The organism is Pseudomonas sp. NPDC089395 (assembly GCF_044749525.1).
Classification (GTDB): domain Bacteria; phylum Pseudomonadota; class Gammaproteobacteria; order Pseudomonadales; family Pseudomonadaceae; genus Aquipseudomonas.
This window is the reverse complement of the sequence record NZ_JBIVID010000004.1, coordinates 23,123-38,349: the sequence shown is the minus strand read 5'-3', so window position 1 is coordinate 38,349 and position 15,227 is coordinate 23,123. Positions and strand designations below refer to the sequence as shown.

The following is a 15,227-nucleotide window of genomic DNA, read 5'->3' as shown; positions in this document are numbered from 1 at the left end:
AATCGGCTAGTTAATGTTGTGGTGTGTGACTTTGACTCGTGAGGTGCATTTCTATGTTTGACGGAAATAGTGCGGAAACTAGTAAGGATGTGGGGGTGCATAGATCATACAATAAGGGGCTTGCGCGCTTCCCTTATGGATGAAGTCGTCATAGGCTGTGCGTGTATCTTCACCTCGCAGGCGCTCGGTCCAACACAGGCAAGCAGCACAGGAGAACGGTGTGGCAAGCAACAAGCGATTTATAGCTTCCGCCCCTACACAGGCGTGGCTCAGCCAGTTCGACCCTGCTGCACAAGGCGATATGGTTAAAATGCTGCAAGCGATGCGACTGGTGACCCGCGACCATTTCGCAGAATCCATCCGTACAAGATTGCTGCAGGCATCTGAGCGAGTCTGCGGGCGCGTGGGTCTTTATGTGGAGCGCGAGGTGCCACCTAAGAGGCGTCCTCCAACCCCGTTGTTCGAGCAGTCTGAGGTTAGACCTCGGCGAGCATTCGGGCCTGGTCCTGACCCTATCCAGCCAGCTGCAGACCAGCCAGGCGATGTTGGGAGCGAAGGAATCGTGGCCCAACTGATATCCGAACTTTGTCGCGAACTGCCTGATAAATTTGTTAGCCACCCTGGTCCCGATGCCTTGCGATCAAAGAAAAAGCCTATAAAAAGCTTGATCTTGGTCACAGATCTCATTGGCAGCGGCGAGCGTGCTGAGCGTTATTTAGATGCAGCCTGGCGCGTATTCTCTTTCAAAAGTTGGTGGTCCGGTCGTCATTCAAACGGATTGACCTTTGATGTCGTAGCTTACGCCGCGACCACTTCAGGAAAATCAAGAGTCCTTTCTCATCGGCTATCACCTCGTGTTTGCCTCGTTACCGAGTGCCCTACTATAGATACCGCATTCGACCGAGAACAAGCTGCTGTAATCAAACGAATCTGTGCTCAATACAGCCCGCACGCTGGCGCTCCAGACTTCTTGGGTTATCAGAACACAGGGGCACTGATTGCATTCGCCCATGGAGCCCCAAACAACTGCCCGCGCATCCTCCACAAATCCAGCGCCTCATGGATGCCTCTTTTTGCACGGCGCGTCACTGCTGCGACGCGATCCGAGTTTCATAACGAATTGGATCATCAGGAAATTCAGCAGCGCTTAGTAAATATGCGTCACAAACGGTTGTCCGAGGGATTTGATTGGAGTCGGGCCGCCAGAGGTACGCTCGAGACGTATCTGGTGCTTGCAGCCTTGTCTCATCCCCCAAGAACGATAGAAGTAGTGGCGCGCCGAACCGGGCTGACATTTCTGGAAACGGAAGCCGTTCTGCGCAAGGCGAGGGACAAGGATTGGTTGGATAAGAGGTATCGGCTGACAGACCAAGGGCAGGCGTACTTGCGAGCTGCGAAAAAAAAGCGTCGAGTTGCTCTGCCCGTTAGTGGTGTAAAGATGTACTATCCTTCTGCGTTGAGGGTCCCAGCATGACTTTCTAGTGATCTCAGCGTCGAAAGGCGCTGATTCGGATGGCGACGGTGTCGTCACGACGGGGCGCAGACTGCTGTGGCTTCGCGTTAGAGCTTCCGCATGAGGTTAGCCGTCTCCCGCAGTGACCCTGCGGGGCGGCTCGAGGTCTCGCCTTCACAGCGGGAGATGACTTACCCTTCGGGTATCAAAGGTAGATGGAACGCTGGAACCCTCAACTCTTTCGCAAGCGGGCCTCAGGAATAGATCCCGAGGTTTTAGAGCATTGTATTGCGGTGGGCAAGCGTATCACCGCGCTCAACCGGTATGTCCAGCCGGTCTTTACGCTCAAACACCTCGCAGTATTGAGTGGAGTTGATTACGGTTTTATCCGGCAGACGGTCGCCCGGCGTACAGATGCCTATACGGAGTTTCGTGTCAAAAAACGTAGCACACAGGATGGTGACCCTCGCTATAGAACTATATGCGTACCATCGCCAGGACTCATGCAGGTTCAACGCTGGATTGCACAAAATATCTTGGCTCATGTGCCAGCTCATGTCTGCAGTGTTGCATTTTCCAAAGGCAATAGTCTCTACCAAGCTGCGGAGCCGCATTGTTCGGCAAAATGGCTAGTAAAACTGGATATTCGCGACTTCTTTGAGTCAATCAGTGAAGCTTCAATCTACCTCGCAATTCGAAGCTGTGGCTTTGAGTCGCTAATTTCATTTGAAATGGCGCGGCTTTGCACTCGAGTAGTAGATAAAGGAACGTACGAAAAGGCTCTCTTAAAAACTAAGGTCAAGCAGCCATCTCCGTACGTCATCGCTCAATATGCCCAAGCGCAGCAGGGGCACTTGCCCCAAGGGGCGCCCACTAGTCCGATGCTGGCAAATCTAGTATGTCGACAACTCGACGAACGTCTATCTGCGATCGCTGAGAAATTCGATGTCCGGTACACAAGATACGCCGATGACATGACCTTCTCCTCAGACGATGCCAAGTTCGGGAGAGATCGTGCTCAGAAGTTGATTCAAACGGTTTACAAGCTACTTGCTTGTCAAAGCTTGAGTCCCAATACGGCTAAAACAACTATCGTCCCACCGTCTGCACGCAAGATTGTGCTAGGTCTTAGTGTAGAGGAGGCCGAGCCGCGGTTAACAAGGCAGTTCAAGGCATTATTACGGCAGCACATCTACTATCTCTCACGCGAGGATATCGGTGTCATAAAACACTCCGCTACGCGCGGATTCACTTCCGTTACTGGTCTGCGTCACCACTTGGAGGGCTTGCTCGCTTTCGCAGCGCAAATTGAGCCCGAATGGGCAGCGATTTATCGCAGTCGCTTCCAGTCTATAAAATGGCCGTAGTTATTTTTCTGCGACGAAGTTTGGTGCGGCGAGGCACGCAAAGCGTGCCCGTTGGGTTGGCGGGTTAGCCGTTTTTTAAATTGGCATCTAAATGAACTATTTTTCTGAACCAGTCGTGTGGTTTGTCTGTTTCTTCGTATAGTCGGTGAACTTTATATGAAAGATCAGTGTCTCTGAATTTGTCTGTCTCTCTTCTGTCTTTATGAACGCCGTATCCGTCTATTTCTACAATGTGTTCCAATTCCCAATTTGGTTTTCCGTTATCGTCGCCATAAAATAGCGCCAAGTCATGCGTGATGTCTTTTTCTGGGGACTTAAACTGCGGAACAAAAAGCAGTGCCGAAGGCCCGCCACGCTTATCTTGTGGAAGCTCATCAAGATCCCATGCGAACCAAGGTTCCCAGACCCAGATACCTTCATATGTGCGCGATCCAAACCGAGCAGTCGACGTACTCACGTTTGGGGTGCTTGGGCAGCGCAGACGAATGAAGTTGCATGCACCAAGAATAAACATTTGCTCCAGCTTCGAATCACACCTAGCCAGTATTTCGAGCGCTTTTGGGTCAAGCACGGGCGACCAGTCAATGTGGAGCATGCTCTTACAAATGTATTCGACATCTTTGTTCTTCAAAGCTTACTCCGATGGTGAAAAATTTTGGTTAGAGGGTGGTGTATAGCGTAGCTGGGGAGCCTTGAAGCGGACAGGTTTATTTCTATTTTGTTGGGACCGTGATTAGCATTTTTCTGCTGGCGCTCGATTGCCGTCGGGCGCGACTGTGAGAATCAGCTCTCACTCAAAGGCTTAGAACCCATGACCTTCCTAGACGCCTAGCGAGCAGCCGTGCAGTAAGCACATAGTAATACCGCGTAGCCTCACTTCTTTTTCCCAAGCGATACACAAGAAGCCAAGCAACATGTTTCCTCTGCCAAGCCCAAGGTGTTTCCAACTGCCAGCGTTCAAGTATCTCAGATTGGATGAGCTTTGCTTGGCGTAAATGGCGCTGCCGGGTGGCGTACGACCCCGTCAGCACCCCAGCCAAGAACAGCTCCATATCGAATGGTTTACTCATGCGCGCCCTCCAATGTAGGCCGCGACCACGTCGATCCGACCGTGCCCCAGCTCATAGCTGATTTGCATTCTGGCCTCACGATCTAGGTGTCTATCTACCTGACAACATTGGCCGCCACTGATTGGCGCGGGGTGTTGGGTGATCTGCTCGTAGCGCTCACATGCGTACGCCGCTCGTAGCTCATGGAAGCCTTTAAGGTTGTGTGCATGTAGGATGTCCCTTGCCGGGCGGACAATGTCCTGGAGAACGTGAAAGTAGCTTTCGTGTGGCGCAATCAGGTTGCGGCTGCCCGCAGGCGACACCCGCTGTGCAAATCTAAGCGCGCCCCGAGCATGTTCACCCATCGAAATCCAACGTGGTGCCGAGGCGCCGGCGCGGCCGCCCTTGGTGCCATCTTGAATGTTAATCCTGGCTAGATCGCAAGCCTCACGGCTTAGCCGTGGCAGGTCAGCCAAAATGGCCTCACGCAAGCGCATGCCGGTGCTCGCGCTAACAGAACAATCGCGGCGGCGCGTAGCTGATGTTGGCGGCAAAGTGCCTCGACGATCTGTATAACCTGCTTGCGGTCCTGGCCCTGTGGCACAGACTGGCGAGCCCCGGTGCGCTGCGTACCCAACGCCTTGCTCGGACTTGGCAATTTCACATTTTGATCACCGCGAAGCGCCGCCATAGTCCTGTTAACGCTGGATAGCCGGTTTTGTGCGGTACTGATGGCGAGGTCACCGCGCCCTATCGCGTCGCGCAGATACGCCGCGTAATCGGCCAAAACCTTCCGATCAATCTGCCGCGCATCATTGATACCGGGCCCCTGTTCGGAGCGGCACCACTTCACGAATGCCTGCCACCGATCACTGTGTGCCTTGACCGTGCCGTAGTGGCCGCCGCCGAACATGTCTTTCAACGCCTGCGGCCCTGCGTAGCTCAGTTGCCTGCCGTAACCGAAATTGCGGCCATCGCGTCTACCTACCAATGCCATGTTGATCACCTCATCTACCGTTCTCCGATCCTCGCCCCACGTCATCCCGCCAAGAATGCTGAGTGTTATCAGGGATCAAGGCCCCTGCGACCTGTGGGGATGTCCTCTAACGCGGGACTGGCGGCTCCTTACGACCGGGAGCAAGGGCATCTCATGACCTGGCCTCCTGAACACCGTTACCGGTGGGCGGGTGGAGGCAGTACTGGCTGACGAAACCAGCGCCTGGAGATCCTGAGTCGGGTGAAGGCAGCGATGTGATGACCGGGGCATGCCTGACTGTCAGTCAGGTGCAGTCCATTCCTTGGTCTGCGGCACCATCATCTACAGCGCTGTTGCTGATGACATCGGCGTTTGTCACGCCGATTGTCACGAGTGAAGTTGCCGCAAAGCCAAATGCGATGAGGGCTGCAGCAGTGTCAGGAGTGCCCGTCTCTTTCCAGTGAAAGAGACGGGCACAGGTTGGCGCACGCGAAATGGCCAAGCGGATAGGTTGCTGCAGGGCAGCGAGGTACGGTGTATCTGGCGCACGAGCGCTATATGTGTAAGAGCATCCATCACGTGGGTAGTGACCGGGCGAGCTGCCGGATGCTAATCGCCCTTGGGGAGAACCACCGCGGGAGCGGCGTGACCTTGAAGGTTCGGGTCACCTGGGGTGCTGTCATCGACAGCGCTTGCGACTCCCGGTCTACGCCTGTGGACAATATTCGTCAAGTGGCGTGATATCAGCGATTTAGCGCCTGTGGATAAAACTATCCCCCGGTGGACATCAGTGGTTTTCCACAGACGTAAGCTATGCCAGCAGTTTTTTTCTTAGATATGGTCCTTTCAAACGGGGCGGCTTTGCAGCCCCGTTTGAAAGGACCCGCGCGGAGGAGCTTCATGCGGTGCTGTGGGTAACTTCACAGCGAGTTGAGGTGTTGGTGCGGCGGGGGTTACTCGGTCCTCTTGGCACTGCGAAGACGCGTGACGTTCGCGCCCGTCTGCTTGGCAAACTCATGCGGCGTCACATGGTCTTCGCGGTTTGCCTCCAGAAACCGGCTCCACCAGGTCATGATCATCCGGCGCTCTTCGAGGAACTCGGCCTTGTGGGTATAGGCGGCCCGCACGTTGTTGCGTTCCTTGTGGCTCATCTGCCGTTCGATAGCTGTCTCCGACCATAGGCCAGACTCGACCAGCGCACTGCACGCCATTGCGCGGAACCCGTGGCCGCAGATATCCACCTTGGTGTCGTAGCCCATCGTCCTGAGCGCGGCATTCACCGTGTTCTCGGACATCGGTTTCCACGGTTTGGCATCGCCTGAGAAAACCAAGTCGAATTTGCCGGTGATCGCGTGGATCTGCTCCAGCAATGCCACTGCCTGCGGCGATAAGGGTACAACGTGGATATCCCCGGCCATCTTTGTACCCCTTGTGGAAAAGGGCACACCGTCCAGCGCCGGGCGGGTGTCGGGGATTTCCCAGATTCCGCGCTTTAGGTCGAACTCGTTCCAGCGGGCGAAGCGCAGTTCACTGGAGCGTACGAATACATGCAACGACAGCATCACTGTAAGGCGTGTGAGCGGGCGACCTCTGTAGTCCTCAATGCAAGCCAGTAGCTCCGGGAGTCGTGATAGGGGTAGTGCGGGTCGGTGAGTTACCCGTGGTGTCTTGATCGAGCCATTGAGGTCGTGAGCCGGGTTCGCCGTGATCAGTCGCAGCCGTTTGGCTTCACGCATGATGCTTTGCAGGTAGTTCTTGATCCTGAGCGCCACGTCGATGGTGCCGCGCTTCGTCACGGCTTCCAGTGGCTGCATAAGGTCGTGAGTGTCGAGCTCAACGATTGCCCTGGCACCGAGAAGAGGGAAGACGTGGTTTGTTGCTTGTACTGGATGGGATCTATGCCGTTGGCGAGCTGCTGCTTGATCTCGAAGCGCTTGCGGCGTGCGTCGCCCAGCCCGACCACCGGATAGCTGCCGAGGGCGGTCAGGCCTTAGCGGCCATCTGGTTTCACGTGCCTGAGCCGCCAGCCTTTGCGGCCGTTGGGTTGCACAAGCAGGTAAAGACCATCGCCGTCGAAGAGCTTCTACTCGCGCTCTCTGGGCTTTGCCGTGCGGCAGGTGGTATCTGTAAGCGGGGCAGTGGTGCGGGCCATAAAGGTAGTCTCACCACTACCCTTATTAGCACTGGCTACCCTCGGAATCCGACGGAACGCCAAAACGAAAAAACCCGCCATAAGGCGGGTTTTTCGGGGGTTCCAGAGATTTTGAAAGCTTTCTATGGAACCTTGAATGGTGCCGGCACCAGGAATCGAACCCGGGACCTACTGATTACAAGTCAGTTGCTCTACCATCTGAGCTATACCGGCAATGGGGCGTCATTATAGCGATCGGTTGGCGCCTGTAAACCACTTCCTTTCGATTGTGCGTAAATGATCTAAGTCACCGGTCTGAAAGGGGAATTTTCCTACCAGCCGCGGTGGATGGTATTGACGTTCGGCTCGGTCTTGGCGGGGTTGAAAAACAGCTTGTCGTTGTCGCAGCCGCGCTTGCGGCAAGGGCTTTCGACGGCGCGCAGGGGCAGGCCGTTGTCGCCGCCCAACTGCATGCCGGGGGTGTTCCAGTCCAGGTTGCTGCCGTGGGGCTTGGGGGTGCCGCTGGTGCAGGCGCCCAGGGCCAGGGTGCAGGCCAGGAGGATCAGGGGTTTGGCTTGGGTCACGATGGGTTAGTCCGGTGGGCCATTGTCGGTTCTGGCGCAACGCCAGACGGTCGCGAGGCTGGGGGGCAGCGTGCGACGTAGCTTTCTGATGATTTGGGTTGCGGATGATACACCGGTGATGTGGGCGGGGGTGCAAGGCTTTTGTTTTGGGATGATTATTCCGGCCCTTTCGCGGGACAAGCCCGCGAAAGGGCCATCAGCTTGTAAGCGGATTCTGAACCTGAAACCAAATGCTTCAGGAAAAATCACAAAGCGAATTATCCTACGCACGCTAGCGAAGTTTCACTGTTGGCGGGGGAGTGGCCCAGGGATACGGTTCCGGGGTCGCCAATTCCTGGTGACCGGGTGTGAGAACCCGACGTGAATGTTTCGCAGCGTTATGGCGACCGTGCACGGGCAGACTCCGGTCTGGCCGAGCTTCCTACATTCACTCGGTTTCTCACCCCGTGTACGGTTGCCACCTCTGTTCCGTGAGAAAGAACAGGAGCGGCATCTCCTCTTTGAATGTAGGAATTGCCAGCATGAAGAAGATCGTCCCAGATCCACCCCGCCAAAAAATCCTCAACTCCCCGTTCTTTTCCATCCACAGCGACATCACTCCGCCCGACGCCCTGATATACGCCTGCGAGCTGCTAGGCGGTGTCGCAGACACCCTCGACCAGTACTGTCACCTCCACGCCGGCGAACCCGGTCTGAACATCCTCGGCAACGCTGCGCACGCGACCGATTCGGCACGGGTACTGGCCGAGCATGCGCTAGCGCGAATAAATGCTGACAAGGAAGGGGAGTAAAACCATGAACGACAAACCCACAGCCCTCCTGACGGCGGGCGTTGAAACCTTCCTTGAGGTCGGCAACCCACCCATCGACCTGCTGCGCGTACAACCCGGCATTCCCTTGGACGATGCCTACGAGCAGGTTTCAATCCTCCTGGGCTACATCAAGCACCTGGTCCGCGAAGGCGATATGGAAGATGACCACAAGTTGCTGGGAGCAGCCGACTATCTCAGTGCGTTGGCCAAGGCCTTGATGAACGATATCGAGATGGCCAAGAACCGCCTGCATTGAGGCCCCGCGTCTACGCACAAGAAAAGCTTATGCACAAGAGGCATGACCTGCTTGCGCGAAAGGCATGCCGGATGACGCCACCGCTGGTCTTTGCGCAAACGCCTGTTTTTACTGGGCTTGAAGCACCTGAGGGAATAACCGAGCGGCTTTAAATAGCGCTCGGCTTGATGCAGTCATCAAAAGCTTGTTCACAGACTTATCCACAGGTTGTGCTGCGGCTAACGGTCGCGTTCGGCAAGCAGAAGCAGGTTGCGTGGGGTCAGTGGATAGTCGCAAAACGTGCCAACGCGAACGGTGTAGCCGTGTTCTTCGAGGAACAGGGCGCGATCCAGCACCAGCCACAGTTCCAACGGCCGGCGAAACAGGTTGCGCAACCGTTCGAGGTTGCGCACTTCGGCCAGGCGCTGCCAGCCTGCCGCTTCGAGAGTTGCCCAGTCTGGGGTAGAGGTCAGTTCAAGCCCGCGCAGCTCGGCCAGGTCGCGGCAGTACTGCTCGAAGGGCTTGTGCAGCCAGGCAGTGGGCAAGGAAGGGGTGGGCAGGTACTCATCGCTCTGGCGCTGTTGACGCTGCAGCAAGTCGAAGCCCAGGCGTCGGGCCATCGAGCAGTCGCGCTGGTGGCGAACCCGCTCGCCGGCGGTGACGGTTTCGCTCAGTGGCAGGCCAAGGTCGAGCAGCGAGAGCTGCAGGGGTGAGCGCTGCGCGGCTGTGGATAACGGCTGGTAGTGATCGCTCTGGATGCGGTTATAGCAGCACGGGGCCACGGCCAGATGGCGGCAGCCTTGCTGGCTGGCGGTGCGCAGCAGGTGTACGTGCAGGTCGCCGCAGGCGTGCAGGGCCACCACGCTCTTGTCGCGGCCCAGGTGGCGGGCGCTGTCGGCGGCTAAGACGTCCTGGTGCACGTGGGTGGCCGGCAGGTGGTGATGGTCGCTCAGGGCCTGGCCGGCGCTGACCAGTTCGGCGTCGTATTCCAGGCAGGTCAATTGCTGGCCGGGCTGCAGCAGGCGGCGGCCGAGGTGGCCTTTGCCCGAGCACCAGTCCAGCCAGTGGTGGGTTTGCTGGCCAAAGCTCAGGCGACGGCTGAAGGCTTCGATCTGCTGCCATTTGCGGCCGGGGACGTTGACGTCGAGGCGGTGCCCGGCAGGCGGCAGGCCGATGTCGGGCAGGTCGCCCACGGCAGATAGATGTTGGGCTTGCTGGGCCAGTTGCGGGAAGGGGGCCGGGAGCGCTTGTGGATCGATGGCTGCCTCGGCGTCGGCCAGGGGGCATTGGCGCAGGTAAGCGGCGAGTTCGGGGTATTCGGTTTCCCAGTCAAGGCGCAGGGCGGTGAACGGGCGGGGTTTCCACAGCTGCTGGTGGTCGCTCAGAAACTGGTCGAGGGCCTGGAAGCGATCAGTTAGGTGGTGGCTGTAGAGAAAAGAGTGCATGGGAGGAAGTGGGGTAGGGGGTGGATTTTGGGGCCTCATCGCGGATCAATCCGCTCCTACAAGAACCGCGTGGGCCTGTGGTAGGAGCGGATTTATCCGCGATGAAGTCAGTGCGGTCTCAACGGCCCTGGGAGGCATCCACGCGCAACCAGCGCTCCAGCAGCTTGAAGCCTTGCACCAGCACGAACGAGATCACCAGGTAGAACACCCCCGCGGCAAAGAAGATCTCCACCGGCAGGTAGGTCCGGGCAATGATGGTCCGCGCCATGCCGGTCAGTTCCAGCAGGGTCACGGTACTGGCCAGGGCGCTGGCCTTGAGCATCAGGATCACTTCGTTGCTGTAGGCCGGCAAGCCGATGCGCGCCGCGCGCGGCAGCATGATGTAGAACAGCGTCTTGCCACGCGACATGCCCAGCGCCCGGGCGGCCTCGATCTCACCCTTGGGGATGGCCTGCAACGCACCGCGCAGGATCTCGGCGATGTAGGCGGCGGTGTGCAGGGTCATGGTCAGCACGGTGCACCAGAACGGATCGCGCAGGTACGGCCACAGGCTGCTCGAACGCACCAGGTCGAACTGCGCCAGGCCGTAGTAGACCAGAAACAGCTGCACCAGCAGCGGCGTGCCGCGGAAGAAGAAGATGTAGCCGTAGGGCAGGGCGCGCACGTACCAGTGCCGTGACGAGCGGGCGATGCCCAGCGGGATGGCCAGGATCAACCCGGCGACAACCGCGATGGCTACCAGCTCCAGGGTCAGGGTGGCACCCTGGGCCAGGCGTGGCAGCCACTTGATGATCACTTCCCAATTCATTATTCGGCCCTCGCAAAGCCGCGAGCGGCGCGTTTTTCCATGAAGTGCATGCCGGTCATGGCAACGATGGTCAGGCTCAGGTAAATGCAGGCGGCGACCATATAGAAGGTGAACGGCTCCTTGGTCACGGTCACGCCGATTTGCGCGTGGCGCATGATTTCTTCCAGGCCGATCACCGAGACCAGCGCGGTGTCCTTCATCAGGATCATGAACAGGTTGCCAAGGCCGGGCAGGGCGATGCGCCACATCTGCGGCAGGATGATCCGCGACAGGATGCGCGCCTTCGACAGGCCCAGCGCCAGGCCGGCCTCACGGTGGCCTTTAGGGATCGCCAGGATGGCGCCACGGAATACTTCGGTGGCATAGGCGCCAAAGCACAAGCCAAGGGCAATCACGCCGGCGGCGAAGGCACTGAGTTCCAGGCCAGGCATGTTGAGGGCTGCGCCGATGCTGTTCATCAGCCCGACGGTGCCGAAATAGATAAGCAGTACCCACAGCAGTTCGGGCACGCCGCGAACCAGGGTCGAGTAGAAGCCGCCAAGCCATTGCAGTGGCTTGATCGAGGAAGTCTTGGCCAAGGCGCCGAGCAGGCCCAGGACCAGCCCCAGCAGCAAGGCGCAGAGCGCCAGTTTTACGGTCATCAAGGTGCCAGCCGCCAGGGCCGGACCGAATCCGTGCAGGTCGATATTCATGGGCAGGGTCGTTCTAGGGACCGGCACGCCGCAAGGGCGTACCGGTCGGGGCGAATCAATAGATGCTGAACGGGAAGTACTTGTCGTTGATCTTCTTGTAGGTGCCGTCGGCGACAATTTCCTTCAGAGCGGCATTGAGCTTGTTGCGCAGCTCATCGTCGCCCTTGCGAACGGCGATGCCGACCTTGTCGCTGTCGTTGACCGGCTCACCTTTGAACTCGTAGTTCTTGCCGGCCTCGGATTTCAGCCAGTCGTAGTTGGCGTATTTGTCAGCGAGGATGGCGTCGAGGCGGCCGGAGGTCAGGTCCAGGTAGGCGTTTTCCTGGCCGTCGTACAGGTTGACCTTGAATTTGCCGTCCATGCCGCCGTGATCGTCCAGCCAGGTCGCAGCCTGGGTGGCGCGCTGGGTGCCGATGGTCTTGCCCTCGAGGGATTTATCGTCGGTTTTGAAGTCGACGTTCTTCGGCGCGATGAACTGCTGCTTGTTCGAGTAGTACGGATCGGTGAAATCAACGGCCTGCTTGCGCTCCTCGGTGATCGACAGCGAGGAGATCAGGAAGTCGAATTTCTTCGCGTTCAGGGCCGGGATGATGCCGTCCCAGTCAGAGGTGACGACTTCGCATTCGACCTTCATCTTGGCGCACAGGGCGTCACCGATGTCCTTGTCGAAGCCGACGACCTGGCCGCTGGCATCCTTGTTGTTGAACGGTGGGTAGGCGGCTTCGATACCCATGCGCAGTTTCTCTGCGGCCATGGCATTGGCCGACATCACCAGCGTGGCGGCAGCTGCCAGGAGGAATTTCTTGTAGGTCTGCATTCGTGTTGCTCCGTTAGCGGTGGCTGGACATGAATTGCTTGCAACGCGCCGAGGTCGGGTTCTCGAAGACCTGCTGCGGCGATCCCTGCTCTTCAACCAGGCCCTGGTGCAGGAAGACCACTTCACTGGACACCTGGCGGGCAAAGTTCATCTCGTGCGTCACCAGCAGCATGGTACGGCCTTCTTCGGCCAGTGCGCGGATAACGTTTAGCACTTCCTGGACCATTTCCGGATCGAGCGCCGAGGTCGGCTCGTCGAACAGGATGACTTTAGGCCGCATGGCCAAGGTGCGGGCGATGGCAGCACGCTGCTGCTGGCCACCGGAAAGCTGGGCGGGGTAGCTGTGGCGTTTGTCGTAGATGCCGACCTTGTTCAGCAACGCCTCGGCGGCTTCGATGGCTTCGGCCTTGCTCTGGCCGAGCACGCGGCGTGGGGCCTCGATGATGTTGTCGAGGATCGACATGTGCGGCCACAGGTTGAAATTCTGGAAGACGAAGCCGATTTCGCTGCGCAGGCGGTTGATCTGGCGGTTGTCGGCAGCGATCAGGTCGCCGTTTCTGGCGGCCTTGAGCTTGAGGGCTTCGCCAGCCACGAGGATTTCGCCCTGGTGCGGGTTTTCCAGCAGGTTGATGCAGCGCAGCAAGGTGGACTTGCCGGAGCCGGACGATCCCAGGATGGAGATCACGTCACCGTCACGTGCGGTCAGCGAAATGCCCTTGAGAATTTCCTGCTCGCCGTAGCGTTTGTGCAGATTGCGGATTTCCAGCGCGGGCGTGGCCTGGGCCATGTGCGGTCCTCATGTGTTCGGGTGCGTTCCCAGCTGTTGGCGGCCTTCCTGGCGTGCGCCAAGCTAGCATAGCGGCATCAGGGCGGCCAACAGGGTCGCAGGGGGCTCGGGGCAATGCCGGGGCAGTTTGTCGCATCGCTGCAGCGCAACGTCGCGCCGATGTCCGCGAAGGTCTCGCCCAGCCCCAGAGCCTTGATGAAAAAAGGCGCGATGGTGCCAGCTTTGGGCAAGACTGGGAAGCGGTTTTGACCCTGTCGCGGCTAAAGCCGCTCCTACAGGCAACGCTGGCGGTTGTAGGAGCGGCTTCAGCCGCGACGGGGGCCGCGCGGTCGAGGGTTGTACCAAAGGTTGCACTTTTTCTGCTTTGCAATAGTGCAAAGGTGTTACCGAGGGGCACCTTTGGTGCGTTTGTAAGTGGGTATTTCCGTAATCCTGCATTTATCTGTGCATTTGGCGACCTTTCGGTCAGGACTTGGCCGAATGGCCTGCAAGCCGCACCCTTTACGGCTCGCCAGATTTATCTGACGAATGCATTCAGCACATGGCCCGCTTATTGCCCTATGGAATCCGCCGATTGCAGCGACGCCTAGATCAACCCCAGGCGCGCTTCGTATTCAGTCGGGTGGTCCACTCCTTACAAAGGTAGTTTTCATGAGCGGTAACAATTCCAATGACCTCGCTCAGGGGCTCAAACAACGGCATGTAACCATGCTGTCTATTGCTGGCGTCATCGGTGCCGGTCTGTTCGTTGGTTCCGGCCACGCCATTGCCGCCGCCGGCCCTGCCGTGCTGCTGGCCTATGCTGCCGCGGGCACCCTGGTGGTGCTGGTGATGCGCATGCTCGGTGAGATGGCGATCGCTTCGCCGGATACCGGTTCGTTCTCTACGTATGCCGACCGCTCCATTGGCCGCTGGGCCGGTTTCACCATTGGCTGGCTGTACTGGTGGTTCTGGGTATTGGTCATCCCGTTGGAAGCCAACGCGGCTGCAGCGATCCTGCATGCCTGGTTCCCGGCGGTCGACCTGTGGGCCTTCTCCCTGCTGATTACCTTGGCGCTGACGGCGACCAACCTGTGCAGCGTGAAGAACTACGGTGAATTCGAGTTCTGGTTCGCCCTGCTCAAGGTGCTGGCAATCATCGGCTTCATCGTGGTCGGCTGCGCTGCCATGTTCGGCTTTGTGCCGAGCAGCCAGGTCAGCGGTGCCAGCCACCTGTTCGACACCCAAGGCTTCATGCCTAACGGCCTGGGCGCTGTGCTGGCAGCCATGCTGACCACCATGTTCTCGTTCATGGGTACCGAGATCGTCACCATCGCTGCCGCCGAATCGAAAGACCCGGGCAAGCAGATCAGCCGCGCCACCAACTCGGTGATCTGGCGTATCTGCCTGTTCTACCTGGTGTCGATCTTCCTGGTCGTGGCCCTGGTGCCATGGAACGACCCGGCGCTGGCCGAGACCGGTTCCTACCAGACCGTGCTGAGCCGTATCGGCGTGCCGAACGCCAAGCTGATCGTCGACATCGTCGTGCTGATTGCTGTGACCAGCTGCCTGAACTCGGCGCTGTACACCTCGTCGCGCATGCTGTTCTCGCTGAGCAAGCGTGGTGATGCCCCGGCGATCGCCCAGCGCACCACCAAGGCGGCTACCCCGCATGTGGCGGTACTGCTGTCGACCGCGGCGGCGTTCCTCTGCGTGTTCGCCAACTATGTGGCGCCGGCCCAGGTGTTCGAGTTCCTGCTGGCCAGCTCCGGCGCGATCGCGCTGTTGGTGTACCTGGTCATTGCCGTTTCGCAGCTGCGCATGCGCAGCCAGCGTGAGGCCCGTGGCGAGAAGATCGACTTCAAGATGTGGCTGTTCCCGGGGCTGACCTGGGCAACCATCGCCTTCATCGTTGCCATTCTGGTGGTGATGGCGCTGCGGGAAGATCACCGTGCCGAGATCATCGCGACGGCGCTGCTGAGCATTGGTGTGGTGGCGGCGGGCTTGCTGGTGCATCGCAAGCGTGAAGCTGCTGGGCGGGTGGCGCTGGATAACTGATCCGCGCTGGCTGCAATGAAAAGGCCGCGTCCTG

At 58.6% G+C, this 15,227-nt stretch carries 13 protein-coding genes, 1 tRNA gene and 2 pseudogenes; 5 read left to right on the top strand and 11 right to left on the bottom strand.

Annotated features, from left to right (window positions below):
- Nucleotides 1–220 precede the first annotated feature (220 nt).
- The gene (locus tag ACIPZG_RS10930) at nucleotides 221–1,474 is read left to right on the top strand and encodes a hypothetical protein (RefSeq protein ID WP_400713390.1); all 1,254 of its coding nucleotides are present in this window, start codon (nucleotides 221–223) and stop codon (nucleotides 1,472–1,474) included.
- A gap of 194 nt (nucleotides 1,475–1,668) precedes the next feature.
- A complete protein-coding gene (locus tag ACIPZG_RS10925; protein ID WP_400713387.1) occupies nucleotides 1,669–2,820 on the top strand; it encodes a reverse transcriptase family protein in 1,152 nt (383 codons plus the stop codon).
- Between the two features lie 64 nt (nucleotides 2,821–2,884).
- Here ACIPZG_RS10925 and ACIPZG_RS10920 read toward each other — a convergent pair whose 3' ends face one another.
- From ACIPZG_RS10920 to ACIPZG_RS10895, 6 genes and pseudogenes are all read right to left on the bottom strand, one after another.
- Entirely contained in the window at nucleotides 2,885–3,451 is a 567-nt protein-coding gene (locus ACIPZG_RS10920) for a hypothetical protein (protein WP_400713384.1), read from the bottom strand.
- Nucleotides 3,452–3,614: 163 nt separating this feature from the next.
- Nucleotides 3,615–3,890 (bottom strand): hypothetical protein, encoded by a 276-nt coding sequence (locus ACIPZG_RS10915; protein ID WP_400713381.1) that lies wholly within the window; start codon nucleotides 3,888–3,890, stop codon nucleotides 3,615–3,617.
- Nucleotides 3,887–4,866: pseudogene (locus ACIPZG_RS10910) on the bottom strand (integrase domain-containing protein). The gene ACIPZG_RS10915 and the pseudogene ACIPZG_RS10910 overlap by 4 nt, the downstream one beginning before the upstream one ends.
- Nucleotides 4,867–5,798: 932 nt before the next feature.
- A pseudogene (locus ACIPZG_RS10905) lies at nucleotides 5,799–6,997 on the bottom strand (tyrosine-type recombinase/integrase).
- A gap of 137 nt (nucleotides 6,998–7,134) precedes the next feature.
- Nucleotides 7,135–7,210, bottom strand: a tRNA-Thr gene (locus tag ACIPZG_RS10900).
- A gap of 98 nt (nucleotides 7,211–7,308) precedes the next feature.
- A complete protein-coding gene (locus tag ACIPZG_RS10895) occupies nucleotides 7,309–7,560 on the bottom strand; it encodes a hypothetical protein (RefSeq protein WP_400713378.1) in 252 nt (83 codons plus the stop codon).
- 521 nt (nucleotides 7,561–8,081) lie between these two features.
- On the opposite strand from ACIPZG_RS10895, the gene ACIPZG_RS10890 reads away from it, so the two are divergent.
- A complete protein-coding gene (locus ACIPZG_RS10890; RefSeq protein WP_400713375.1) occupies nucleotides 8,082–8,351 on the top strand; it encodes a hypothetical protein in 270 nt (89 codons plus the stop codon).
- A gap of 4 nt (nucleotides 8,352–8,355) precedes the next feature.
- Complete coding sequence (locus tag ACIPZG_RS10885) at nucleotides 8,356–8,628, top strand: DUF3077 domain-containing protein (RefSeq protein ID WP_008091470.1); 273 nt, start codon at nucleotides 8,356–8,358, stop codon at nucleotides 8,626–8,628.
- Between the two features lie 218 nt (nucleotides 8,629–8,846).
- Here ACIPZG_RS10885 and ACIPZG_RS10880 read toward each other — a convergent pair whose 3' ends face one another.
- The 5 genes from ACIPZG_RS10880 to ACIPZG_RS10860 all read right to left on the bottom strand — a co-directional run bounded on the left by ACIPZG_RS10880 (nucleotide 8,847) and on the right by ACIPZG_RS10860 (nucleotide 13,156).
- Entirely contained in the window at nucleotides 8,847–10,052 is a 1,206-nt protein-coding gene (locus ACIPZG_RS10880; protein WP_400713372.1) for a methyltransferase, read from the bottom strand.
- 118 nt (nucleotides 10,053–10,170) lie between these two features.
- Entirely contained in the window at nucleotides 10,171–10,860 is a 690-nt protein-coding gene (locus ACIPZG_RS10875; RefSeq protein WP_400638812.1) for an ABC transporter permease, read from the bottom strand.
- Nucleotides 10,860–11,552 (bottom strand): ABC transporter permease, encoded by a 693-nt coding sequence (locus ACIPZG_RS10870; RefSeq protein ID WP_400713369.1) that lies wholly within the window; start codon nucleotides 11,550–11,552, stop codon nucleotides 10,860–10,862. Before ACIPZG_RS10870 ends, ACIPZG_RS10875 begins: the two co-directional genes overlap by 1 nt.
- A gap of 55 nt (nucleotides 11,553–11,607) precedes the next feature.
- Complete coding sequence (locus ACIPZG_RS10865; protein WP_400713367.1) at nucleotides 11,608–12,369, bottom strand: ABC transporter substrate-binding protein; 762 nt, start codon at nucleotides 12,367–12,369, stop codon at nucleotides 11,608–11,610.
- A 13-nt stretch (nucleotides 12,370–12,382) separates the two neighbouring features.
- A complete protein-coding gene (locus ACIPZG_RS10860) occupies nucleotides 12,383–13,156 on the bottom strand; it encodes an ABC transporter ATP-binding protein (protein WP_400713364.1) in 774 nt (257 codons plus the stop codon).
- A 651-nt stretch (nucleotides 13,157–13,807) separates the two neighbouring features.
- On the opposite strand from ACIPZG_RS10860, the gene gabP reads away from it, so the two are divergent.
- Nucleotides 13,808–15,193: a GABA permease gene (gene gabP / locus ACIPZG_RS10855; RefSeq protein WP_400713361.1), complete on the top strand. Its 1,386-nt coding sequence runs from the start codon at nucleotides 13,808–13,810 to the stop codon at nucleotides 15,191–15,193.
- The last annotated feature ends 34 nt before the right edge of the window (nucleotides 15,194–15,227 follow it).

What these genes read in the sequence shown, in the direction of transcription:
- ACIPZG_RS10885 (WP_008091470.1), top strand. Translation starts at nt 8,356, where the DNA reads ATGAACGACAAACCCACAGCCCTCCTGACGGCGGGCGTTGAAACCTTC.
- ACIPZG_RS10870 (WP_400713369.1), bottom strand. Translation starts at nt 11,552, where the DNA reads ATGAATATCGACCTGCACGGATTCGGTCCGGCCCTGGCGGCTGGCACC.
- ACIPZG_RS10890 (WP_400713375.1), top strand. Translation starts at nt 8,082, where the DNA reads ATGAAGAAGATCGTCCCAGATCCACCCCGCCAAAAAATCCTCAACTCC.
- gabP (WP_400713361.1), top strand. Translation starts at nt 13,808, where the DNA reads ATGAGCGGTAACAATTCCAATGACCTCGCTCAGGGGCTCAAACAACGG.
- ACIPZG_RS10880 (WP_400713372.1), bottom strand. Translation starts at nt 10,052, where the DNA reads ATGCACTCTTTTCTCTACAGCCACCACCTAACTGATCGCTTCCAGGCC.
- ACIPZG_RS10875 (WP_400638812.1), bottom strand. Translation starts at nt 10,860, where the DNA reads ATGAATTGGGAAGTGATCATCAAGTGGCTGCCACGCCTGGCCCAGGGT.
- ACIPZG_RS10915 (WP_400713381.1), bottom strand. Translation starts at nt 3,890, where the DNA reads ATGAGTAAACCATTCGATATGGAGCTGTTCTTGGCTGGGGTGCTGACG.
- ACIPZG_RS10865 (WP_400713367.1), bottom strand. Translation starts at nt 12,369, where the DNA reads ATGCAGACCTACAAGAAATTCCTCCTGGCAGCTGCCGCCACGCTGGTG.
- ACIPZG_RS10860 (WP_400713364.1), bottom strand. Translation starts at nt 13,156, where the DNA reads ATGGCCCAGGCCACGCCCGCGCTGGAAATCCGCAATCTGCACAAACGC.
- ACIPZG_RS10925 (WP_400713387.1), top strand. Translation starts at nt 1,669, where the DNA reads ATGGAACGCTGGAACCCTCAACTCTTTCGCAAGCGGGCCTCAGGAATA.